Source organism: Alphaproteobacteria bacterium (assembly GCA_040905865.1).
Classification (GTDB): domain Bacteria; phylum Pseudomonadota; class Alphaproteobacteria; order UBA8366.
Window position 1 is genome coordinate 1 of record JBBDQU010000052.1, and the last position, 23,245, is coordinate 23,245.

The following is a 23,245-nucleotide window of genomic DNA, read 5'->3' on the forward strand; positions in this document are numbered from 1 at the left end:
CATAAGAATCCTGTTCGTCCCTCAGCGCATTAACAATTTATGATTCAGCCCTGGCCGGACCGGCGAATTATCGTTCCCCCGAAGACAAAACGCGTTATATTATAACGTAACCGATTTGGCGCCACTACGCCCGGATGCGAAAGGCACCATTCATGAGCAAGGAAACAAAGCCCCCGATGCTTGCCGAACTGCAGGATATCACCCTGAAATATGCCGGGCGCGCGGTCCTGGATCATGTCGACCTGTCAATAGAGCGGGGACAGATCGTCACCGTGATCGGGCCCAACGGATCGGGAAAAACGACCCTGGCGCGCGTCCTGCTGGGGCTTCTCGAACCCGATACCGGTCATGTCCGGCGGATGGACGACATCGTCATCGGCTATGTCCCGCAGCGCATGCATATCGATTCGAGCCTGCCGCTATCCGTGCGCCGGTTCCTGCAAATTGCCGCGCCGCGCCAGGGCGGGAATATTGCCGCGGCGCTGGCGGAAACCGGCGCCGGCGCTGTCGCGGACGCCGATATCGGATCGCTGTCCGGCGGCGAGTTGCAGCGGGTTCTGCTGGCGCGCGCGCTGCTGCGGGACCCGGACCTTCTGGTGCTGGACGAGCCGGCGCAGGGCGTCGACTTTGCCGGCCAGACGGCGCTTTACCATCTGATCGGGGAAATCCGCGACCGGCATAAATGCGGCGTCCTCACAATTTCGCACGACCTCCACCTCGTGATGGCCGCAACGGACCGGGTTATCTGCCTGAACCACCATATCTGCTGTTCGGGGGAGCCGGAATCGGTCCGCATCCATCCGGAATATGTTGCGCTGTTCGGTCCCGCCGCATCGAAGGATATTGCCATCTATTCGCATAGCCATTGCCATAGCCACGATCTGGCCGGCAACATTGTCGAGCCTGAAAACAGCCACGCGCATCACCACCATTCCCCGCAATGACCCTGCTCGATGACTTCTTTTGGCGCGCCATGCTGGGCGGGCTTGGTGTCGCGCTCGCTGCCGGACCGCTCGGCTGTTTCGTCGTCTGGCGGCGGATGGCGTTTTTTGGCGCGTCGATCGCGCATGCCGCCCTGCTTGGCGTGGCGCTTGGCCTCATCCTCGCCATCGATCCGATCCTGGGGATCGCGATCACCGGCATCATTTTCGCCATAGCCATCGTCCTGCTGCAACGGCAGACGCGACTGGCGTCGGACACGCTGCTCGGCATTCTGGCCCATGCCGCCCTCGCGGCCGGGCTGGTGGCCATATCGTTCCGGCAGGATCTGAGGGCCGACCTCATCGGTTATCTGTTCGGCGATATCCTGGCCGTGACGACCGGCGACCTGCTGTGGATTTATCTCGGCGGCGGTCTGTCGCTCGCGGTTCTCGTCGCGATCTGGCGCCCCCTGCTCGCGATGACCGTCCATGAAGAACTTGCCCGCGCCGAGGGTATTCCAGTTCTCGCCATCCAGTTGGTCTTCGCGCTGTTGCTGGCAATCGTGATCGCGGTTTCGATGAAAATCGTCGGCGTCCTGCTGATCGTCTCGCTGCTGATCATCCCCGCCGCTGCCGCCCGCCCCTTCGCCCGCTCACCCGAGCAGATGGCGGGCATGGCCGCACTGATCGGCGCCGTCGCCGTCGCCGGGGGGTTGGGCGCATCCTTTCAGTGGGATACGCCCTCCGGCCCCTCTATCGTCATCGCCGCCTTCGCCATCTTCCTGGCGAGCCTGGCGGCATCCGCCGCAAGGCGCCGCTGATCGAAGCAATTTCGCACCCTTAATGCGACATGAACACCGGAATTTCGGTATTCGACAGGATATAATTCGTCGCACCGCCAAAAATCATCTGCCGAAGCCGGCTGTTGGTGTATGCGCCCTTGACCATCAGATCCGCGCCCTGGGCCATGGATTCCTCCAGCATGGCCTGCCCCGGATTGCGGCCGTTCGCGGTGGCGTCCACCACGGTCGCATCAATCCCGCTGTGCGAGAGATAGCGGGCGATTTCCGTACCCGACGGGCCCGGCACCGTGGCTTCGTCAATCGAAACGACGACGACCTTTTTCGCCCGTTCCAGAATAGGCTTCGAAAAAGCAATCGTGCGCGCGGTTTCGGTGCTGCCGTTCCACGCGATCGAAACCGTTTCGCCGACGGTCGTCGGCGCCTCCGGCGGCGCAATCAGGATAGGCCGGCCGGATTCGAACAGCGCTGCCTCGAGAGTGTGCATTGTCGGCGTCGTCGAACCGTGGACCGGCCTGCCCAGCACAATCAGGTCAAACAGGCGACCCCGATGGCCGACATAATCGTCCGTCGGACCGACATTCTGCCAGACAGCACAGGGTTGGCCATCGGTCCGCGTTCGGGAAATATTATGCCTGTCCATGAAGGTTTCGAAATATTCCTGCGCCTGCCGGATTCGCGCACTGTCCTCGCGTTCGTATTTTTCGACGAAAGCCGGCGTCACAACGCCAAAACCATCCGCGCTGGCGATGGCCGGCAGCGCGGGCTGCACGTAAACCCCCTCGACGTAACTGGCGAAACGCTGCGCCATCAGTACAGCCGACGCAAAAACCGATTCGACAATCTTGCTTTCCTCAAACGGGATCAGTATCGACTTCATTCTTCATCTCCCTGTACGATGTTCTTGTTTTATCGCCCTGTTCATGGTTACAGCCCCCTCCACACCGTGGAAGAACCTACCTGTGGTGATATATTCGCCCAGATGCGTGACAATACAAACATTAGCACAGTTCGCGCCGTCAGGTGGGTCAAATCCGTCGCCATCGCTCTCCTGGCCGTCCTGACAATCGCGCTGTTCAATACCGACCGGCGCTTTGTCACCGTCGCGCGGAACGTATTGCCCAACCTCGATTTCTCGGAACAGGCCCGGTACTGGCAAGGCACGCCGGACGGGGTTTTTCTGCTACGCGCCGATCCGCCGGCAATCGTGCTGGACCGGAGGATGCGCCGGCAGGCATTCATCCGGCAATCCCTGGATTTACCGGTCGGGTTCGGGTTTCTGCGCATCGGCGCGGATACCAGGGTGCAAAACCAGGTCACCGGCCCGATGTGGTGGAACCGCGCCGGCATCGTCATGTACAGCATCGATGCCGGGGGCAGGCGAATAGATTTCTGGCCGTCGTCCGTTGCCCTGCCGGAAGTTTCGGATGCATGGCGGCATCACGAAGCCGTCATTCCCGTCGCACCGACCGCCCGGCGCATGGACCTGTACCTCTTCATGGGCGCCAGACATGGCGTCTTTGCCGTGCGAAACCTGACCGTCGACGGGCTGGACAACGCGACATGGTTCGCCGCCGCACGGGTCGCGCTGGCCGCAGGCTGGGTTGCGGCGGGACTCTGGATCGTGGTTCCCCTTTTCGCGCGGCATTGGCGGCGCGCCACCGCGCGCCTCGCGCTGTTCGTTTTGCTGGGCACGCTGGCCGGCGTCCTGGCGCCGCAGCCGGAGCTATCGAATTTCCTTCATGGCACCCTTGAGACGATTGACCGGGGCATGCGCAGCCTGCCCGTGCCGGGCATCCTGGAATCGCAGGCTCCCCTACCCGCCCCTGGCGCGCCGGAACAGGCCCGTGACGACGCGAACGGAGGCGAAGCAATCAGGGACGATACAAGTGGCGACGACAGCCGGACTCCGCGCGACGACGTGGCCAGGGGAACCAGCGCCCGCATTGTCGGCGCATTACCACCGACGCTGACCAGTGGAGGGGGGACGCATGCGGCACATTTTGTCGTGCACGCCGTCCTCGCCTTCCTGGTCCTGCTGACCTTCCGTCGGGCGGCATTCGTCCCGCTGTTCGGATATCTGTTGCTAACCGGCGTCTCAACCGAGATCATCCAGTATTTCGTGACGACGCGGACCGTCAACCCGGCGGACGGCGCGCTGAACCTGGCCGGCATCGCCTCGGGCGCGATAGCGGGCTGGATATGGACAAGCCAGATGCACCGGTTCCACCGGACAACGTGAAACTTTAAGAGGGAATTGCGATGGCGCGACATGATCAAGGCGTACCTGTCGATGCCCTGGACAGCATCACGGGCCTTACCGACGACCATCGCGGCCATGTCGTGGTGGCCGCGTCGCATGGCGCGGTCTACGCGGCCTATCTGGCCGCCAAGGGCGGGGCCCGCGCCGTGATCCTGAACGATGCAGGCGTGGGCAAGGGCGGCGCCGGCATTTCCGGCCTGCCCTATCTGGACGGATTCGGCATCGCCGCCGCGACGATTAGCCACCTGTCGGCGCGCATCGGCGACGGCGACGACATGCTGGCGCGCGGCGTCATCAGCCATGTGAACGAAGCCGCGAAATCCCTGGGGTGCCGAGCGGGCCAGAGCTGCGCCGAATGCGCCAGACTGATGCAGGCCGCGCCGCCCGCATCGGCGAATCCGCCGGAGCAAAGCGAATCCCGCTCACTGCTGCGGGCGGAAGCGGGCGAGCCGGAAGTCTGGGGCGCCGATTCCGCCTCGCTGGTCGTGCCGGAAGACAGCGGCCATATCGTGATCACCGGGTCGCATGGCCAGGTGCTGGGCGACAGGCCGGAAACAGCGCTGAAATACGATGCGCTGGCGGCGGTTTTCAGCGACGCCGGAATCGGCGCCGACGGGGCCGGGATCAGCCGGCTGCCGGCGCTGGATACCCGCCGCATCCCCGCCGCCGCCGTATCGGCGAAAAGTGCGCGCATCGGCGACGCGCGGTCGGTTTACGAGGAAGGCCGGCTCTCCTGCGTCAACGAAACCGCCGCCGCCCTGGGCGCGAAACCCGGGATGAGCACCCGCGATTTCGTCAATCTCGTGATCGCCAGCCTGAAGTAACCGGTCAGACCGGCCGGTCGCCCTTCTCCACTTTCAGCACGCGGCTGTCGATGGCCGGCAGCATTTTCGCCGGATCGCGGGTCACGACGACATCGATCACGGTGGGACGGCCGGTTTCGTCGATCCCCGACCGTATGGCGCCGCCCAGCGCCTCCGGGTCCTCGACCCGGATGCCATGGCACCCGAAGGCATTGGCGACATTGGCGTAATTGGTGTCCATCAGGTCGCTGGACTGGTAATTGCCCGCGCCGTACATGGAATGCTGCAATGCCTTCACGTAGCCCGACGCCGCGTTGTTCACGACCAGTATGGTCACGCCCGCCTTCATGCGCAGCGCCGTTTCCAGTTCGCCGATCACCATGTTGAAGCCGCCATCGCCGGTCATGCCGACAACCGGGCGGTCCGGCACGCCAAGCTGTGCGCCAATCGCGCCCGGCAGGCCATAGCCGATGGAGGCCAGGCCGCGATCCGCGATATAGGTGCGGCCGGAAATCTTCGTATCGTAGAGCAGCCCGGTCCAGTGGCCGGAGAAGCCGCCATCGGCGACCAGCACCGATTCGGCCGGCATCACCCTGTTCAATTCGTTGATCATGCGCGCGACATTGATCGGCGTCTCGGTCGAGTTCAGCCGTTCCGACGCCTCGTCGAGCCATTTCGCCATGCGGACCGGAACCTCGGCGACGTAGTCGGCGCGCGCCGCCTTCTGGCGTGCGGCGCTGTCCGACATTTCCGCCAGCAGCGCCTTCAGCCCCTCGCCCGCGTCGCCGCACATCCCCGCATGGACATGGGTGGTCCGGCCGATTTCCTCCGCCAGCACATCGAGCTGGATCAGCGGCGTGCCGGACGGGAGGAGCTGGAACCGCTTGGTCGCGATTTCGCCCAGCTTGCAGCCGACCGCCATCAGGCAGTCGGACGTTTCGATCAGGTCATTGGCGATCCGCGTATAGCGGCCGAACAGCCCGGCCGACAGCGGATGCGCGCAGGCGATGCTGCCCTTGCCGCTCATCGTGTGGGCGACGGGAATGTTCAGCGCCTCGGCGAAAGCCTGCAGGTCGTCATGGGCGTCCGACAGGTGCACGCCGCCGCCGACCAGCAGCAGCGGCCGCTTCGCCTTCGCCAGCAGGGCCGCCGCACGGGCCACATCGTCGGCGCCGGGCCGTGATCGGCGGGCGGGGATCGACATGTGGTCCGGGTCGATCCAGAATTCGTCGGCGCGGAAATCGTAGATGTCGTGGCAGATATCCTCGGGCACGTCGAGGACGACCGGTCCCGGCCGCCCGCTGGTCGCCACCGCGAAGGCGCGTCGCACGAGTTCGGGGATCCGCGAGCCGTGCTCGATGCGGATCAGTTCCTTCACCGCCGGGGTCAGGATATCCACCTGGCGGCATTCCTGGGTCATGTTCTTCCAGGCGTGTTCGCGGTTGGCGTCGCCCGCCAGCACGACCAGCGGCACGCCGGCATTCAGCGATTCGACCATCCCGGTGACCAGGTTCGTGACGCCGGGCCCCAGCGTCGCGTCGCAGACGCCCGGCTTGCCGGTCACCCGCGCATAGGCGTCGGCGATGAACGCGCCGCAGCGTTCGTCATTGATCAGGTTGTGGTTCAGGCCGAGCCCGCGAACCGCCTCGTAAAACGGCAGCAGCTGAAAGCCGCCCATGCCGCACATCAGGCCGACCTCGTGCGCCTTCAGCATTTCCGCCAGCGCCTGGCCGCCGTTCATGCGGCGGGTGACGTTGTCGTTCCCCGGTGCGTTCATACCCTTGCCCTCCTCGACATTGCCGTTTCCGCTTCGTCTCCTACATCACCGCGCCGATCTGCCACGGCACGAATTCATCGTCGCCGAAGCCATAGGTCTCGCTCTTGGTCGGATCGCCGGACGCGACCTCGATCAGCCGGTCGAAAATGCGCTGCCCGACCGTGTCGATCGATTCGCCGTCATCGACGATCGTGCCGCAATTGATGTCCATGTCCTGGTCCATCCGCTCGAACATCGCCGTATTGGTCGCGAGCTTGAGGCATGGCGAAGGCTTGCAGCCATAGACCGAGCCGCGCCCGGTGGTGAAGCAGACGATATTCGCGCCGCTCGCCACCTGTCCCGTGATCGAGCACGGGTCGTAGCCCGGCGAATCCATGAACACGAAGCCCTTCGTATTGATCGCCTCGCCATAGCGGAACACGCCGTTGAGGTTCATCGTCCCGCCCTTCGCCGCGGCGCCCAGCGATTTTTCGAGGATCGTCGTCAGCCCGCCCGCCTTGTTGCCCGGCGAGGGGTTGTTGTTCATCTCGCCGCCATTGCGTCGGGTGTATTCCTCCCACCAGCGGATGCGCTCGATCAGCTTTTCGCCGACGGCCGGGGTGGCGGCGCGGCGGGTCAGAAGATGTTCGGCGCCGTAGATTTCCGGCGTCTCGCTGAGGATCGCCGTGCCGCCATGCCGGACCAGCAGGTCCGAGGCCGCGCCCAGCGACGGGTTCGCCGTGATTCCGGAATACGCATCCGACCCGCCGCATTGCAGCGCCAGCGTCAGGTGGCTGACCGGCAGGGGCTCGCGCCGGGCGCGGTCCGCTTCGGCCAGCATTTCCCGAATCGTCGCGACGCCCTTGTCGACCGAACGCTTGGTGCCGCCCGAATCCTGGATCGTCATGGTCCGGAACAGCGGGCCGCGCGTGATGTTGTAGGCTTCGAGCAGGAAATCGATCTGGTTCACCTCGCAGCCCAGCCCGACCATCAGGATTCCGGCGAAATTCGGGTGCCGCGCATAACCCCACAGGGTGCGCTGCAGGTTGGCGTAGCCGTCGCCGGTATCGGCCATGCCGCAGCCGGTGCCGTGCACCAGCGCCACGACGCCGTCCACATTGGGGTAGCCGCCAAGTTCGTTGCCGTGTTTGAACGCATCGGCGATATAGCGGGCGACGGTCGCCGAACAGTTCACGCTGGTCAGGACGCCGATATAATTGCGCGTGCCGACGCTGCCATTGGCCCGTTTGTAGCCCATGAAACTTGCCGGTTCGGCGACGAAGGCGGTGTCGCGGGCCTCGGTGCAGAAGGCGTAATCGCGCTCGAAATCCTGCACCGCCACGTTCTGCACATGGACATGCGCGCCGGCCGGAATATCCCCCGTCGCAAAACCGATGATCTGGTTGTATTTGCGGACCGCTTCGCCCCTGGCGATGGGCCGGACCGCGAGCTTGTGGCTGGTCGGGATGACTTCGACGGTGGTCACGCCCTCTTCACCGACCAGCGTGCCGGGCAGCAGTTCCGCCCGCGACACCACGACGTTGTCCGACGGGTGCAGGCGAATGGTCAGTGAATTCGATGCAGGCATGATTTTCCCCCGGTTCAGCGCCAGTCACAGGCACGGCCAGGTTCAATGTAGCGCCAGTCGACAGGTGGCGCGAGAAATTTGCAGTCGGGAATCAAAAAGCCGCCGGGCCGGGGCCCGGCGGCGATGAACAGCGTTTAGCGGAGCAGACCGGCGAACGGCCGCTCGCCGCGCAGCGTATTGACCAGCCTGGGCAGCAGGTCGAGCCGGGAATTCCGCAGGAAACTGCCCAGCGGGGTATACTGGTCCATCAACCGCGAGGCGACGCCAATTTGCGCCGGCTCCGCGGTCATGGTCCGGAAAGTCAGGTCGATCACCAGCCTGCCGGATTCGTCGCGCCGGCAGCACCGCTCCAGAACCGGACCCCGTGAGTCGAATTTGATCAGAATGGCCACGGCGCACATCAGCGGCGCGAAATAGATCAGAAACAGCCCCGCGACGATCCGATCCATCGCCGTGTTCATGGAACCGTTGCCGTTCGTAAGTTTGCCGTTGTTTGTCATTCCCGCGCCCCTGCTGTCCGATGTGAACTTCTGTGCTCATAACGCCACAACACCTTGCGTGGTTCAGTGATAGCCATCACAAGGCGCGCTTTTTTTAAATTTCGGCGGCGACAGCATCCTCCGCGCCGCTGCGGCCAAGAACAAAAGAAGACGATATCGTAAAAAATTTTAAGTAAAATCAATAATAATTAATTATTATTTTGCTTATTCTTAGTATTAAATTATTTTATTTGATTGTTTTATTATTTTACTTGAGACTGCATAAATTAAAAATCGCCCCGCATCCCAAGAACCATGTGACGCGCCATGCAAACACATCATCTCGAGCATCTCAGGGATATTGCCCACGCACAGGTGCGTCCCGAGAAACAGGATCTTCTGCAGACACTCAGCGCCGCCTGCCTGGCGCCCGGCACCAGGCTCGGTCCCACGGAATCCGCCCTGTTGAGCGATATCTTTCGCCAGTTGATCCGGGACGTCGAAATGCCGGTGCGCCGCGCGCTGGCCCGGCAGTTGTCGGAACGGGACGATGCGCCGCACGACCTGATCGTCATGCTGGCCAATGACGTGATCGACGTTTCCTTTCCCGTCCTCGCAAAAAGCAAACTCCTGGAAGACGGGGAGCTGATCGGCATCGTGTCCCGCCATGCCAAGCAGCATGCGCTGGCCATCTCGCAGCGCAAGACCGTCAGCGCGGAGGTCAGCGACGCCCTTGTCGAAACCGGCAGCACCGATGTCATGGTGTCGCTGCTGGGCAATGACGGCGCCCGCATCCGGCCGCGCACCATGCAGAACCTCGTCAGCCGGTCCAGGGATATCAAGGAACTGCAATCGCCCCTGCTGGGCCGCAAGGACCTGAACCTGGACATGGCGATCCGCATGGCGGACTGGGTCGGCGAATCGCTGCGCCGGTTCATCCTCAACCGCTTCGATATCAGCGAGGCCCAGCTACGCGCCGCCGTATCCGATGCGGTCCTGGAAGCCATCGACGACGATATTTTCGGTGACATGGAATGGTCGCCCGCCGCACCGCAAGGCCCCACCGAGGGGCCGGCCGTATCGCTGCTGGACGCGCTGAGCCACGACAACATCGCGCTGTTCAAGCGCACCTTCGAAACGATGACCAACCTGACTTCCGCCTGGGCGGAGCGTTCGCTCTATCCGTCGCCGGAAGCGCTGGCCATCGCCTGCCGCGCCATTGGCGTAGACTGCGAAACCTTTACCCGCATCCTCTGTCATCTGCACAGCACGGATATCTATGCCGGATTTCAGGCGACGCCGGTTTACGCCCGTGTCGTGCAGTATTTCAACAGCCTGACCGACGAGAGCGCCAATTGCGTTCTTGAAAGCTGGCAGCGAGTCGGCGGGAAATAGACCCGGAATCATTGCGGCGCTTTCCCCGCTGGCGGACGCCCGTTAAGCTGGCGCAACATTGCCATCCGGGGGAACGCCATGGATTTCGAATATTCCGAACGCACACGCGAATTGCAGGCGCGGGTCAGCGCGTTCATGGAAGAACATATATATCCGAACGAAACGACGTTCCTCGAACAGCTGGATGACGGCGATACCCGCTGGAAACCCGTTCCCATCATCGCGGAACTGAAGGAAAAGGCGAAGGCGGAAGGGCTGTGGAACCTGTTCCTGCCGGAAAGCGACCAGGGCGCCGGGCTGACCAATATCGAATACGCCCCGCTGTGCGAAATCATGGGCCGGGTCAACTGGGCGCCGGAAGTGTTCAACTGCTCCGCGCCGGATACCGGCAACATGGAAACGCTGGTGCGCTATGCGACGGACGATCAGAAGCGGCAATGGCTGGAGCCCCTGCTCGCCGGAGAAATCCGTTCCGCCTTCGCCATGACCGAACCGAAGGTTGCGTCCTCCGACGCCACCAATATCGAAACCAGCATTACACGCGACGGCGACGAATACGTCATCAACGGCCATAAATGGTGGACGTCCGGTATCGGCGACCCGCATTGCAGGCTGCTCATCGTCATGGGCAAGACCGATCCCGACGCCGCCACCTATAACCAGCAATCCATGATCCTGGTGCCGCGCGATGCGCCGGGAATCCGCGTATTGCGCATGCTGAACGTCATGGGTTTCGACGATGCGCCGCACGGCCATGGCGAGGTCGTCTTCGACAATGTCCGGGTTCCGGCCGGCAATATGCTGCTCGGCGAAGGGCGCGGCTTCGAAATCGCCCAGGGGCGGCTTGGCCCCGGGCGCATCCACCACTGCATGCGGATTATCGGCGTCGCCGAACGGGCGCTGGAACTGCTGTGCCAGCGCGCCACCGAGCGCACGACCTGGGGCGTGAAGCTGGCCGACCGGGGCGTGACCCAGGAACGGATCGCCGAAAGCCGCATCCAGATCGACATGTGCCGCCTGCTGGTGCTGAAGGCCGCCTACAAGATGGATACGGTCGGCAACAAGGAGGCCCGCCAGGAAATCGCCATGATCAAGGTCGCGGCGCCGAACATGGCGCTCGACGTGGTCGACCGGGCGATGCAGCTGCATGGCGGCGGCGCGATGAGCCAGGAATTTCCGCTGGCCTACATGTATGCAAGGCTGCGCGCCCTGCGCTTCGCCGATGGCCCGGACGAGGTGCATCGCCAGCAGATCGCGCGGCTGGAACTGCGCCGCCACAATTACAAGGCGGGCGTCCGGGGCTAACTGGACTTCTTTACCATGCCCCAGGCCATTTCGGACCAGACCCTGGGAAGGTCGCCCTTGCTGACCGCTTCCGGCGAGGGCGAATTCCCCTGGATGCCGCGGTAATAGACGCCCTGCACGATGGCGGCGAGCCGGAACAGCGACAGCACGAGATAGAACGGCCAGTTTTCGATTTCCGGCCTCCCGGTTCGGCGGCAATAGGCGGCGACGTAATCCGCCTCCGACGGGACTCCGTATGTCTTGTAGTCCAGACCGATGATGTCGCCCCGGTTGGGATCGGGCATGTGGTAGGGCAGGCAGTTATAGGCGAGGTCCGAGAGCGGATTGCCCAGCGTCCCCAACTCCCAGTCCACCACCGCCAGCACGCGCGGTTCGGTCGGGTGCAGGATCATGTTCTGCAGCCGGAAGTCGCCATGCGCGATGGTTGTTTCGCTGTCATCCGGCAGGTTCCTCGGCAGCCAGTCGATCAGATCTTCCATCGCCTGGATCCGGCTCGTCTCTGTCGCGCGGTACTGTTTCGTCCAGCGGCTGACCTGCCGGCCCATATAGCCGCCGACACGGCCGTAATCGCCCAGCCCGACGGCTTCGTAGTCGACCATATGCAGCTTCGCCAGCGTGTCGTTCATCGCATCGTAGATCGCGGCGCGCTCCGCCGGGCTCTGATCCGGCAGCGACGGGTCGAGGACAACCCGCCCCAGCACGAATTCCATGATGTAGAAGGCCTGACCGAGAACCGATTCGTCCTCGCACAGCGCGTAGGCCTTCGCCACCGGCACATCGGTCCGGCCAAGCGCCCGGATCACCCTGAATTCCCGGTCGACCGCATGCGCGGAAGGCAGCAGGTCGCCGGCCGGCTTCTTGCGCAGCACATAGCGCTTTCCGCCGGCATCGGTCAGGACGAATGTCGGGTTGGACATTCCGCCCATGCACTGCGCCGCATCGAAGGGCCCGCGATAGCCCTCGACATGCTGTTCCATATACCGCGACAGCGCCGCCGCGTCGAAATGGTCCTCGGCCCGCACCGGCACGGCGGAATCGGTTGAGCCAATGGCGGCTTTTTTCTCGGTCATTGCGTTCCTGACGGGTAATTCGTGAACAATTCCATGGCGGCAGCATAGCAGCGGATTACAGCCTGTCCGCGCCAAAAATCTCAGCCGGTTCCTATTTGACCGCCTCGAGGTTCAGGCTCATCTGCAGCCCGTTCACCTTGTCCATATGCGGCAGGTAGGACTGCGAATAGTCGTCGACATGGCTGTGTTCCGTTTTGCGCCAGTCCCAGCGGCGCACCTCGCCGAATCCGGTCTGCAGCAGCGCGGCCGTCAGGAAGGCCTCGTCGAATATCATCTGGTGAAAATCATACTCGTCGCGCTGCCCGCCGACGATCAGGCCGACGACGCCGTTCAACCCGTCCGCCAGGCCATGTTCGTGATAGATTTTAGCGCAGGCGGCGAAATCGGGAACCGACAGCCGCAGCACGCCCCCGGGCCGCAGTACGCGCAGCCATTCGCGCAGCGGTTCGGTGAAATGCGCGCGGTCGTAATGTTCCAGCAGGTGACTGCAGTAGATCAGATCGACGGAACCGCTTTTCACGAAATCCAGTTTCTCCGCCCGGCTCACATGATCGACATGCGGCAATGCCCGCGTATCCACATGGACAAATCCCGGAATGATCCGCGAACCGCAGCCGATATGAAGCTTCAGCGGCCGGCTGTCGTCGTGCAATTCAGTGTACTCCCTCAAGCCAGCTTCCGGGGCGCGAGAACCCGGCGGTTTCCGGCAGTGGCGCGGCCCCGCGCTTGATCCCGCAGGCGAGGAAGCGCTTCATCGGCCGGGTGTGAATCCGGATGTCGCCCGCCCCGAACCCGGCATCCAGGAACCAGCGCGCCAGCGCCAGTTCCGAGGGCGCGTAGAAATTCCACCCCTTGATCGCGGTGCCGGAATAATGGCACACGCTGCCCCGGCTTTCCGTATCCGCCTTGGTTTCGACGATCAGCCGGCCGCCCGGCCGCAGGTAGCAGAAACAGATGCGCAGCAGCAGGACCGGATCGGTCACGTGGTACAGGACACCGCTGCAATAAACGATATCGAATGTCTGCCGAAGGGCCGGATCGTCCCGGTAGACGCTCATCTCCCGCACTTGGGACGGACAGCCGACCAGTTCCAGCAACCGGGCCGCGGAGGCCGCCGAACGCGGATGTTCCTCGGTCGCCGTCACCGCCGCGCCAAGACCGCCCAGCACCAGCACATCGCCGCCGGACCAGCAGCCGATATCGAGCACTTTCCGGTTGTTCAGGTCAGGCGGCAGAAATCCCGTCTGGATCGCCTCCGTGGCGATTTCGATATGGCGCGCGCCCATGGCGCCGCCGCGCATGACATTGTGGCCGAAGTCATGGTCATGCCCCCAGATGAAGAATTCCCGGAACTGCTTCGACGAGGCCTCGTGCCAAAATTCGTCCGGCATCTCGTCATCCTGGAATTCCCGGGCAAGCTGCCCCATCACCTTGCGGGCCGCCGCCGCACCCGGCAATTGCCATCGCCGCAGCGCCTGCGCGACGATCCGGGCGGCGTCCGCCGCCGGCATGACGATGGCCGGGCGGGTAAACAACGCGCCGGACGATTCCCTGATATGTTCCGTGACCATTCGGCAATCCTGACAATGCCGTCGCGCGGGCACCCCGCGCGACCGGCGAACAGACCCTGCCTACCCGATTCCACCCGCTTCCGCCAGCAACCGGGCAACGCCGGTCCCGCCATCCCTATCCGGTCATGTCTGTCCGCACCCGTCCGCGCGGATCCCCGAACCGGTCGACCAGCACGTCCTCAAAATCCGCCCCTTCCCCGGAAAACCAGCTTCCGGGCCGGGTCCGGTAGGCTTCGGGTTTCCAGGGCTGTTCGGGTTCCGCGCCGTCTGCAAGCGACCTGGCCGCGTCCAGCAAGGTGCGCCGGAACCGGACCACGGCGGCGTCGGTCGCCGTCAGGGTTTCCGCCGTTCGGTCGACGATATACCCCTGGCTTTGCTGGATCATCAGGTCCTGTTCGGCAAGCCCCTTTACCCCGGTAAAGCTCTCCGTTTTCTGCGCCGCCCGGTCGATCTGGAATTCGTTGGACCGGTTGCGCAGCGGCACATAGCCGGGGCCGAGTTCGGCCATGATGCCGTGCCCCTTGCGAAGCTTCGCGCGCTCCGCCGCGCCAATCTCCCGCTCCGGGTTCCAGGCATAGCAATAGATCCAGCTGGCGCGGTCGGTGATCGGTACGACCGTGAATCCGAAATAGGTTTCGCCGGGCAGCGTCGACGGGCCGGTCCCGTGCGACGGCAGCATGAATTGCGTCATCCGCCAGTAGGTCCCGTCCTCATCCGCCGCCCGCGCGCCGCCGACCACGAAACCGGCATCGTGCTCCAGAATCTGAAACCGGGGCATCGGGTCATTGCGGATCCATTTCAGCCGGCGGGCATCGGCGGGCGCGTCGGGGTTCTCGTTGGACGGCACCGACGGCGCCGGCATGTGCAGGAACGAAAAATGCGACGTGTCGAGGTCGCCTTCCAGGACCTGCGCCCAGTTGCATTCGATCAGCTGTTTGGTGACATGGCGCTGCTGCGGCGTCACCAGGCCGAATTCCAGCTTCGGGATATCGGGTACCCTGTCCTGCGGGCCGAGCCAGGCCCAGACGATTTCGCCGTATTCGCGCGTCGGATAGGATTTCGCCCGCACGGTGTCATGGTGACGCGCGCCCGGCGGCACGTTGGGCAGGTCCATCGCCTTGCCGGCCACATCGAATTTCCAGCCGTGGTACACGCAGCGCAGGCCGCATTCCTCGTTGCATCCGTAAAACAGGTCCGCGCCGCGATGCGGGCAATGCGCCTGGATCAGGCCGATCCGTCCCTCGGTATCGCGGAAGGCGACCAGTTCCTCGCCCAGCACCGTCACCCTGACCGGCGCACCGTCAGGCTCCGCCAGTTCCTCGGACAGCGCCACGGGCTGCCAGAAGCGACGAAAATACGCGCCCATGGCCGTATCCGCGCCGGTCTGCGTCAGCAGGTCATTGTCTTCAGCCGAAAGCATGTTTTCCTCCAATCCGCCGATGCGGCAATAGCGAAAAATAAGGCGTCACCAAAGCCAATCGGTCATTGCGTTTCCAGCCATCGCCGCCACATGGATTCATAGGCAGCCTCCAGTTCCCGCGCCGCCCGCGCCCCATCGGTCAGCCCCGACAAGGCGAGCCTGTCCCGCAATGCGGCCCGGTCCGGCCGGCGCCGCGCCAGCGCCGCGGCGATGGCGACGAATTGGTCGGGCGAAGCGGCAACCCATTCGCCGCAGCCGGCATGGGTCAGCAGGCTCGCGCCGTAGCGCGCCGTCGAACGGTCCCCCGCCAGCGTCACGACCGGCGTGCCCATCCACAGCGCCTCGCAACTCGTCGTCGCCCCGTTATACGGGAAGGTATCGAGCGCGATATCGACCGCGCCGTAAAGGGCGAGGTGATCGTCGCGGGACGCCGTCCTGGCCGCGAAATCTAGATGCGATGGATCGACGCCGTGCCCGGCAAAGGCGTCGCGTATCCGCTGCCCGACATCGGAATCGGCAAGCTGCCGCGCCTTCAGCAGCAGCCGCGAATCCGGCACGGCGTTCAGCACCCGCGCCCATAATGCGATCACCGCCGGGTTCATTTTCGACAGGTTGTTGAAGGAACCGAAGGTCACGTGGTCCTTGGCGGCGCTTTCCGGCAGCGGCGATTCCGGCGGGGCGTAACACAGGAAACCGCCCGGCAGCCGCCACAGCGCTTCCGTCCACCAGGCTTCGGCGCCCGCCGGGTCGGCAAGATCGTCCGTCAGGCGGTAATCCATCTGCGGCAGGCCGGTCGTCGCGCCATAGCCGAGCCAGGTTATCTGCACCGGCGCGGCGCGGCGGGCGAAGACCGGCAACCGGTTGCGCCCGGTATGCCCCGTCAGGTCGACCAGCACCTGAATGCCGTCGGCGCGGATGCGGTCATACAATGCGGCATCGCTGTCCGTCCGGGTATCGCGCCATTCCCCGGCGAATCCGCGCAATGCCGCGGTGATCGTGTCTGGGGTGGCGACATCGCTATAGGCATACAGCGCGATACGCGACGGGTTGTGGTGGCGGAACACCGATTTCAGAAAATAGGCGACCGAATGTTCGTGGAAATCGGGGGAAACATAGCCGACCCGCAGCGCGCCCCCGGCCGGCGGGTCGAACACCGGCGCCGGCGCCGCCGGGGCGTGGCATCGCGCCCATGCACGGTGCTCGGCAACCAGTTTCGCCGCGGTCATGGCAGGATCGTAGCCCAGGCACATCAGCAGGTTCGAATGGACCCCCGGGTCGTCGGGCGCATAGGCGACGGCCCGGGTATAGGATGCCCGGGCCTCGTCCAGACGGCCCAGCGCCTTCAGCAGGATCGCGTAATTATTGTGTGTTTCCGCCCGGCCCGGATCGGCGACGATGGCGCGCCGGCAGGCGGTTTCGGCCTCCATGAAACGGCCAAGCGACGTCAGCGCCGCGGCCTTGTGGCTCCAGGCAGTCGCATCCTCGGGGCGGGCCGAGAGGACCATGTCGAAGCATTCGATGGCCCGTTCCGGTTGCCCCGATTCCAGCAGAACAACCCCCAGATTGACGCGCGCCTGGGTATAATCCGGCCGGCGCCGCAGCGCGGCCTGGTAACAGGCGGCGGCTTTCGCCGGATCGCCGGCCTGGCGCAGTATATTGCCGTAATTGTTGTGAATTTCCGGCATCTCCGGATCCAGCATCAGCGCCTTGCGCATCGTGCGCTCTGCTTCCGCCACGGCCCCGGTCGCGGCCAGCGCGACGCCGAGTTCGTTTCGCAACAGGGCCGATCGCGCATCCAGCGCCGCGGCCTCGCGCAGCGCCGCGATACCGGCCGCATGGTCGCCCATCGCCAGCCGCGCCGCGCCAAGCCGCGCGCGCAGCATGGCGTTTTCGGGGTCTTCCGCCAGCGCGGCCTCCAGGCGCCGCGCGGCTCCGGCTAACCCATCTCCCTGATTGCTCATCGACTCATCCATTCCGCGAACGGGGCATTGGCCCCGCTGGTGACAACGTATACCATCGCCGCAAATGAAGCGCAGAAATCAGGAGTGTGACCGTGAAAATCACCGACATCAAGACCATCGCCCTGGAGGTTCCCTTCAACCACCGCGGCGGTCCGAAGGCCAGCGGGGGTCGCGGCTGGAAGGTCCTCTCCATCGTACTCGTCCAGGTCACGACCGATACGGGGATCGTCGGCTACGGCGAGGCGTTCAGCTATGGCTGCCGCCGCGCGGTGCAGGCGGTGATCGAAGACACCATCGCGCCCTTCGCCATCGGACAGGACGCCAGCAACATCGCCGGGCTGAGCCGCGACCTGCAGCAGAAGCTGCACCTGTTCGGCCGGCACGGCATCACGATCTTCGGGCTGTCGGGGCTGGATCTCGCCCTCTGGGATATCGCGGGCAAGGCGGCGGGCGTGCCGGTGCACAAGCTGCTGGGCGGCCCGGCGCACAAGCGGATCGAGGGCTATGCCAGCCTGTTCCGTTTCGCCGATGTCGATTCGGTCGTCGACAACTGCCGCAAGGCCGTCGATGAAGGATTCAAGTATATCAAGCTGCACGAAATTACCGAACCGGAGGTTCGCGCGGCGCGCGAAACGGTCGGCCCCGATATCGCCATCATGATCGACACCAACTGCCCCTGGACGCCGGCACAGGCGCGGCTCGCCGCCAGATGGATGAAGCAGTACGACCCGTTCTGGCTGGAGGAACCGATCTTCGGGCCGGAGGATTTTCGGGCGCTGGCGCGGCTGCGGCGCGAAAGCGGCATCCCCATCGCGATCGGGGAAAACGCCTGTACCGCCTATGAATTCCAGGCCATGTTTGCGGCGGAGGCGGTCGACTACGCCCAGCCCAGCGTGACCAAGGTCGGCGGCATCACGGAGTTCCGGAAAGTCGCGACACTGGCGGAAACCCAAGGCGTGACCGTGGTGCCGCATTCGCCCTATTTTGGCCCGGGTTTCCTCGCGACGCTTCAGTTGATGGCCGCGCAACCGGTGCCAGGCCTGATTGAAAGCTATTATGTAACGCCGGAGGCGACGCTGTACGGCAGCGTGATCGCGCCGGAAGGCGCCGCGTTCAAGGTGCCGGAGGGGCCGGGCCTCGGCGCGGATCCGGACCCGGCGATCATCGAGAAATACCGGGTCGGGTAAAGACGTTCCCGATTCAGAACAGAGAGGCTACTGCATACACAAGGTAACCCCAGATGACGGCGCTGCCGCCGGCGATGAAAAACGTCGCGCGGCGCACCGTCCACGTCTCCATCATGTTCCGTTCACTGGCTGCCGACGTTGTAAGGTTCATGAACTTTCTCCCAGCAAGGACAGTCTTCCACTTAACCGGGAAAAAATTAACAAGCCGTTAACGCGGCATACTGACGACATAAATTACATGATTATTTGCTGACCCTCAGGTTAATGAGCTGTTCCGCAATATCCTTGAAAGCGTTCTGCAATGCGGTTCCATTGCCGGAATCGAAGTACTTGTCAGTATCCGAGGCGCAGTTTTCATAGATCTGCTTCGTGTTCGAGTTGTTCAACTGGAACGTCACGGTATAGATAATGATTCCTTCCGCCTTCATGTTATTGCAGACCTCCGACAGGCGATTATTCATGATGGTTGTTGCAACGCCCTTGTTCGTTGTACCCAGCGCGCCATCATGAAGCCGTCCATAGCCCGCGTAATCGGCGGAAAACGCACTGCCCGGCGGCGTGTAGTACCCGTTCACGCCATCCGTCATCAGGATCGCGACCTTGTCGTAACCCGGCGTCTGGTAGGGCAGGCCTTCGGAGAACGGCGCTTCCGGCGATAAAACGCGCCAGCCCCAAATCATGCCGAGATTGCTGAACGTGCCGCCCCGGCACCAGGCCGCCATCGCGCCCACGGCCGCGTCGAGCGTGTCCTTGTTTGCCGTCAGCGGAACAATCGGCGTGGGGCAGCCGAGATTGGGACCCGTACTGTTGTTGCAGAAGCTCGGATTATCCTTGACGACCGGCCAGACATTGTCCGACGCCGAATCCCACAGGTACCGCGGCCATTCGTTGCCCGCGCTGAACGGAATATCCTGGACATCGTTCGGATAGCTGCGGCCCAGCACGCAGCCGCTCCAACTTTCATTGTCCGTCGGATCATACGTCGCCGCGTGCGCCGCCGTAACGATGCCGGGGGCAATACTGCCGACATTGACCGATGCCGAATACGGCACGATCCCGACTTTCAGATTGGCCTGCAGTTCCGGCACCTGAAACAGGATATCGACCAGGTCCTGTGACGCATCGCGCAGTGATTCCAGCTTGCTGCCCGCCATCGAACCCGTATTGTCCAGAATCAGCGCAACCTCCAGCCCCTTGCGCAGGATTTCCGCCGACGCAACCACGGTGATTTCACCCTGTCCGACCAGTTGCATGATCGTCGTTTCGATGGTCACCGAGCCGGAAATGGCGATGACGCCGCCGTCAACGGTCACCGTCGGCGTCGAGGGGGTGCCCGGGGAATCCGCCGTGTAATTGGCGAAGAAGTACTGTTCCGCGATGCTTTTGATTTCGGCTTCGGTACTGCCGGCGGCGCCCGCCGCCAGTCCGGCCGCATCGAGGGAAAAGGCAAGCCGCGACTTCGCCATATAGGCGCGCGACACGTCCACAACCGTCCCCACACCCAGTACCACAGGCACGGCGGCGAAGGCCCACAGCACCAGGACGCTGCCGCGCTGGTGGCGCATCAGGGTAACCAGGAACCGCGAAAAGCGGGACGCAAATTCAAATATGAACTGAATCATGACAGTCTCCGGTCATTCCCGCGCAATCGACGCGCTGCGCCGCGGATGTGCGAAAGCGACTTCTTCAAGATGGATGTTGCCGAACACAAGGTCCCCGAACAGGGGCGTATAGGTGTATTGCGCGCGGACAATGACGACGCTGCTTCCCGGCGTCCCCAACCCGGCGGCCAGGCCGATTGCATTCGCGACCGTGCCTCCCCGCAGGCTTTCCACCCAATCGACACTCGGCGTACCGTCATCGGGATCGAATTTGACGCTGGAAATACCGACCGAAAGCCCCTGTTCCAAGTATGGCTGAATGACAAGATCGGCCGCGGAGAATATGTCCGCCAGCCGGGTATTTTGCAGGAGCGGTTTCTGGGTTGTCAGATCCGCGGTCGCATAGGCGGCGTTCTGCAGCTTCCGGTCGAGGCGCAGCATCGCGGTCGCCTCCACCACACCTGCCAGCATCAGCGCCATCATTGGCACGATGAGGATGAATTCGGTCAGCGCCGCGCCACGCGTGCATTGCAGACACCGGACAAAATGATCGGATAATCGCATCATCCGCCCAACTCATACGGTTCGTTCTGGAAAGCCATGGTCGCCATCAGCACCGTGCTGCCGGTTCCATCGGAAGACAAAGCCTGCGCCACAAGGGGCGTCATATACTGCCAACGGTACAGAACCCGTATGATGGTGATTTCACCGCTGTCGCCCGGCGCAAAGGCGGCATCGACCAGTTGCCCTTCCTCGTCGAACTCCAGGGTCGTATCGACCGATGCAAAATCGTCGAACTTACGGACGTCGAATGCCACTTCATTGCATTCGATCAGGTTGAACAACTCGGCGCAAAGCCTGCTGCGGAAAGCCTCCAGCGGGTTGGCGGCGACCTGAACCTGACCGGTCCGGATCTGCCGCGCCGCCGCTTCCGCCGCGCCTTCCAGCGCCGCGCCGACAAACAGCGTCACCCCGACTTCGACCGTCGATACCATCAACAGAATGACAAACGGCGCGACGAAGGCGAACTCCACCATCATGCCGCCGGAAGTCGACCGCAGGAGTTTCATGCAGGGGAACCTCATCCCGTAACGCCTGGCCAGAAATGACACCATCCTGAATGGCCGTTCCGTCAATCCAGTTAAACCGGAGAGTAGTATTAAATAAAAAAATCTATTACTTCAAAATATATTTATTTAACTTAAACAAGTTCTAATAATTTATTAATTAAAGCATAATTAATACTATATACAGATAAAATTCTGGATACTGCACTTGCAATTACTCGCCTTGCGGCCGGGAAAAATTTCATCTTTCCGCGATAGCGACTTCGGCCGCTATGCGCTAAAGAAAATCGCGATTAAGCAGGTTTCCGCCTTTTATCTGACGCAATCCTGGCGTCAGATAAAAGGCGTTTCGCTTCAAACAACACAATGCCGCATCAACCAGGGAACACGCCCCGCATGAATGACCGCCCGGACCAGATTGCCGGCCATCTTGTTGAACAATTCGGCCTGGACGGCGCTCTGGAAACGGTCCGCGACGGAATTGCCGAGGCGCATGCCGCGCGTGATAATTACCGCCTCAGCATCTGGCGCGAGGTCAGGCGCATCCTGCGCGACAGCAAGAAGACAGACAGCAAACTGAACGTTTCCGACGCCTGACGCCATGCCGCGACGCGGCCCGGCGCCCCCTTGTGCGAACCACGCTGAACTGCCCTACTGGAGAAACAGGTAACCGCACTCCGGGAGGGATACGCATGGGCGACTCCATCGAAAAATCGCTGGCCGGCAAAACGGCACTGATCACCGGGGCGGTCCGCCGATCCGGCCGGGCAACCGCGCTGGAACTGGCGCGCTTCGGCGCCGCCATCGCCATCAATACCCGGCGTTCCGTCGACGAGGCCGAGGCGGTGAAGCAGGAAATCGAGGCATCAGGCGGCAAGGCCGGCGTCTATATCGCCGACGTGACCGACGAACAGGCCGTAACCGATATGACCGCCGCGATCACGCGAGATCTGGGCGGGGTCGATATCCTGGTCAACAATGCGGCGGACCGGGGCCGGATCCCGACACTGGAACTCAGCCTGGCGGAATTTCACCGCGTCGTGCATATCATTCTCGACGGCGCGTTCCTGTGCTCGCGGGCGGTCATTCCCCATATGCTGGAATGCGGCTGGGGCCGGATCGTGAATATCAGCGGATCCGGGAATCTGGTCGGCTACGCGGAGCGGCTGCATGTCCACGCGGGCAAGGGCGGCCTGGATGCGATGACCCGCAGCCTGTCCAGTGAGTTCTGCGCCCGGGGCATCACCGTGAATACGGTCAATGTCGGCAAAATCGGCGGGCTGCGTTCCGCCACCTCCGGCCCGCACCCGGCCAATGTACCCGACTCGCTGCCAATCGGATTCGATGGCGAACCGGCGGACATCGCCAACGCCGTCGGGTTCCTCTGCCAGCCCGCCTCCCGCTTCATCACCGGGCAGATGCTGCACGTGAATGGCGGGGAGTATATGACCTGACCGAAAGGTCAGCCCGGCATTTTCTCAAAACCCTTGAGCGCCGGATCAATGGGCGTCGAGGGAATTCTGCTGGACAGGTAGACATTGACGGCCGGCTTGATCAGATCCGTCTGGTCCAGGACGCCGGCGCGCAGGCTGACCATGCCGGCGCGGTTGGAATTCCTGCCGAACAGTTGAGAACCGCAATCCGGGCAGAAGTGCTTTTCCATGTCGGAACCGCTATCGGATTTGTGCCGGAACACCTTTGGCGTGCCGGAAACCTTCAGAGAATCGGCCGCAACAAACACCAGCGTCCCATAGGCGGCGCCGGTCGCGGCGCGGCAATCGCTGCAATGGCAATTGGCCATCAGCTTGATATCGGTATCCGCAGTGAAGGTGATATTGCCGCATAGGCATTTGCCCGTCAGGTTCGTCATGGCGCCGCTCCTCGGTAAATTTCGGTCGATACGAGGATGATAGCGGAAAATATCCGCCGGTAAACAACCGGCCGTGGACAGGACGAGCGCGGCGCCGGGGGTTTCAGGGTATCGGGTATGGACAAGCCTGAGAGTGGGGTGGCTGATGGGAATTGAACCCACGACCCCTAGATCCACAATCTAGTGCTC

At 63.2% G+C, this 23,245-nt stretch carries 24 protein-coding genes; 10 read left to right on the forward strand and 14 right to left on the reverse strand.

Annotated features, from left to right (window positions below):
* Positions 1-152: 152 nt before the first annotated feature.
* Entirely contained in the window at positions 153-944 is a 792-nt protein-coding gene (gene znuC, locus WD767_11115) for a zinc ABC transporter ATP-binding protein ZnuC (GenBank protein ID MEX2616637.1), read from the forward strand.
* Positions 941-1,741 carry an iron chelate uptake ABC transporter family permease subunit gene (locus tag WD767_11120; GenBank protein MEX2616638.1) on the forward strand — a complete coding sequence of 267 codons (801 nt, stop codon included), beginning with the start codon at positions 941-943 and terminating at the stop codon, positions 1,739-1,741. The genes znuC and WD767_11120 overlap by 4 nt, the downstream gene beginning before the upstream one ends.
* 19 nt (positions 1,742-1,760) lie before the next feature.
* On the opposite strand, the gene WD767_11125 is transcribed toward WD767_11120, so the two are convergent.
* Positions 1,761-2,600 carry a universal stress protein gene (locus WD767_11125; protein ID MEX2616639.1) on the reverse strand — a complete coding sequence of 280 codons (840 nt, stop codon included), beginning with the start codon at positions 2,598-2,600 and terminating at the stop codon, positions 1,761-1,763.
* Positions 2,601-2,702: 102 nt separating this feature from the next.
* On the opposite strand from WD767_11125, the gene WD767_11130 reads away from it, so the two are divergent.
* Positions 2,703-3,962 (forward strand): VanZ family protein, encoded by a 1,260-nt coding sequence (locus tag WD767_11130; protein ID MEX2616640.1) that lies wholly within the window; start codon positions 2,703-2,705, stop codon positions 3,960-3,962.
* A gap of 20 nt (positions 3,963-3,982) precedes the next feature.
* Positions 3,983-4,807 (forward strand): hypothetical protein, encoded by an 825-nt coding sequence (locus WD767_11135; GenBank protein MEX2616641.1) that lies wholly within the window; start codon positions 3,983-3,985, stop codon positions 4,805-4,807.
* 4 nt (positions 4,808-4,811) lie between these two features.
* Here the strand turns inward: WD767_11135 and WD767_11140 are convergent, their stop codons facing one another.
* The 3 genes from WD767_11140 to WD767_11150 all read right to left on the reverse strand — a co-directional run bounded on the left by WD767_11140 (position 4,812) and on the right by WD767_11150 (position 8,630).
* The gene (locus tag WD767_11140; protein MEX2616642.1) at positions 4,812-6,563 is read right to left on the reverse strand and encodes a thiamine pyrophosphate-binding protein; all 1,752 of its coding nucleotides are present in this window, start codon (positions 6,561-6,563) and stop codon (positions 4,812-4,814) included.
* A gap of 40 nt (positions 6,564-6,603) precedes the next feature.
* On the reverse strand, positions 6,604-8,130 hold the full coding sequence (locus tag WD767_11145) for an altronate dehydratase family protein (protein MEX2616643.1): 1,527 nt from the start codon (positions 8,128-8,130) through the stop codon (positions 6,604-6,606).
* 134 nt (positions 8,131-8,264) lie between these two features.
* Positions 8,265-8,630: a sugar transferase gene (locus WD767_11150; GenBank protein ID MEX2616644.1), complete on the reverse strand. Its 366-nt coding sequence runs from the start codon at positions 8,628-8,630 to the stop codon at positions 8,265-8,267.
* A gap of 306 nt (positions 8,631-8,936) precedes the next feature.
* Between WD767_11150 and WD767_11155 the strand changes: the two genes are divergently transcribed.
* Together WD767_11155 and WD767_11160 are read left to right on the forward strand one after the other, a co-directional pair.
* Positions 8,937-10,004, forward strand: a complete 1,068-nt coding sequence (locus WD767_11155) for a DUF2336 domain-containing protein (GenBank protein MEX2616645.1) — start codon at positions 8,937-8,939, stop codon at positions 10,002-10,004.
* A gap of 78 nt (positions 10,005-10,082) precedes the next feature.
* A complete protein-coding gene (locus WD767_11160; GenBank protein ID MEX2616646.1) occupies positions 10,083-11,309 on the forward strand; it encodes an acyl-CoA dehydrogenase family protein in 1,227 nt (408 codons plus the stop codon).
* Here WD767_11160 and WD767_11165 read toward each other — a convergent pair.
* The 5 genes from WD767_11165 to WD767_11185 form a co-directional block, all read right to left on the reverse strand.
* Positions 11,306-12,379, reverse strand: a complete 1,074-nt coding sequence (locus WD767_11165; protein MEX2616647.1) for a phosphotransferase — start codon at positions 12,377-12,379, stop codon at positions 11,306-11,308. The two genes, WD767_11160 and WD767_11165, sit on opposite strands and share 4 nt — an antisense overlap.
* A 91-nt stretch (positions 12,380-12,470) precedes the next feature.
* Positions 12,471-13,031 carry a methyltransferase domain-containing protein gene (locus WD767_11170; protein MEX2616648.1) on the reverse strand — a complete coding sequence of 187 codons (561 nt, stop codon included), beginning with the start codon at positions 13,029-13,031 and terminating at the stop codon, positions 12,471-12,473.
* Position 13,032: 1 nt separating this feature from the next.
* Entirely contained in the window at positions 13,033-13,950 is a 918-nt protein-coding gene (locus WD767_11175) for a methyltransferase domain-containing protein (GenBank protein MEX2616649.1), read from the reverse strand.
* Between the two features lie 115 nt (positions 13,951-14,065).
* On the reverse strand, positions 14,066-15,370 hold the full coding sequence (locus tag WD767_11180) for a Rieske 2Fe-2S domain-containing protein (GenBank protein ID MEX2616650.1): 1,305 nt from the start codon (positions 15,368-15,370) through the stop codon (positions 14,066-14,068).
* 62 nt (positions 15,371-15,432) lie between these two features.
* Positions 15,433-17,331, reverse strand: coding sequence for a tetratricopeptide repeat protein (locus WD767_11185; GenBank protein ID MEX2616651.1), 1,899 nt, complete (start codon positions 17,329-17,331; stop codon positions 15,433-15,435).
* A gap of 92 nt (positions 17,332-17,423) precedes the next feature.
* On the opposite strand from WD767_11185, the gene WD767_11190 reads away from it, so the two are divergent.
* A complete protein-coding gene (locus WD767_11190) occupies positions 17,424-18,518 on the forward strand; it encodes a mandelate racemase/muconate lactonizing enzyme family protein (protein ID MEX2616652.1) in 1,095 nt (364 codons plus the stop codon).
* Positions 18,519-18,531: 13 nt separating this feature from the next.
* Here the strand turns inward: WD767_11190 and WD767_11195 are convergent, their stop codons facing one another.
* From WD767_11195 to WD767_11210, 4 genes are all read right to left on the reverse strand, one after another.
* On the reverse strand, positions 18,532-18,669 hold the full coding sequence (locus tag WD767_11195) for a hypothetical protein (GenBank protein ID MEX2616653.1): 138 nt from the start codon (positions 18,667-18,669) through the stop codon (positions 18,532-18,534).
* Positions 18,670-18,760: 91 nt separating this feature from the next.
* Positions 18,761-20,140, reverse strand: a complete 1,380-nt coding sequence (locus WD767_11200) for a pilus assembly protein (protein ID MEX2616654.1) — start codon at positions 20,138-20,140, stop codon at positions 18,761-18,763.
* Positions 20,141-20,152: 12 nt separating this feature from the next.
* Positions 20,153-20,686 carry a TadE/TadG family type IV pilus assembly protein gene (locus WD767_11205; GenBank protein MEX2616655.1) on the reverse strand — a complete coding sequence of 178 codons (534 nt, stop codon included), beginning with the start codon at positions 20,684-20,686 and terminating at the stop codon, positions 20,153-20,155.
* The gene (locus tag WD767_11210) at positions 20,683-21,189 is read right to left on the reverse strand and encodes a TadE/TadG family type IV pilus assembly protein (GenBank protein MEX2616656.1); all 507 of its coding nucleotides are present in this window, start codon (positions 21,187-21,189) and stop codon (positions 20,683-20,685) included. The genes WD767_11205 and WD767_11210 overlap by 4 nt, the downstream gene beginning before the upstream one ends.
* A 205-nt stretch (positions 21,190-21,394) precedes the next feature.
* Between WD767_11210 and WD767_11215 the strand changes: the two genes are divergently transcribed.
* From WD767_11215 to WD767_11225, 3 genes are all read left to right on the forward strand, one after another.
* Positions 21,395-21,586 carry a hypothetical protein gene (locus WD767_11215; GenBank protein MEX2616657.1) on the forward strand — a complete coding sequence of 64 codons (192 nt, stop codon included), beginning with the start codon at positions 21,395-21,397 and terminating at the stop codon, positions 21,584-21,586.
* Positions 21,583-21,783, forward strand: a complete 201-nt coding sequence (locus tag WD767_11220; protein ID MEX2616658.1) for a hypothetical protein — start codon at positions 21,583-21,585, stop codon at positions 21,781-21,783. Before WD767_11215 ends, WD767_11220 begins: the two co-directional genes overlap by 4 nt.
* A 95-nt stretch (positions 21,784-21,878) precedes the next feature.
* The gene (locus WD767_11225; GenBank protein MEX2616659.1) at positions 21,879-22,640 is read left to right on the forward strand and encodes an SDR family NAD(P)-dependent oxidoreductase; all 762 of its coding nucleotides are present in this window, start codon (positions 21,879-21,881) and stop codon (positions 22,638-22,640) included.
* Between the two features lie 8 nt (positions 22,641-22,648).
* On the opposite strand, the gene WD767_11230 is transcribed toward WD767_11225, so the two are convergent.
* On the reverse strand, positions 22,649-23,056 hold the full coding sequence (locus WD767_11230; protein ID MEX2616660.1) for a GFA family protein: 408 nt from the start codon (positions 23,054-23,056) through the stop codon (positions 22,649-22,651).
* Positions 23,057-23,245: the final 189 nt, after the last annotated feature.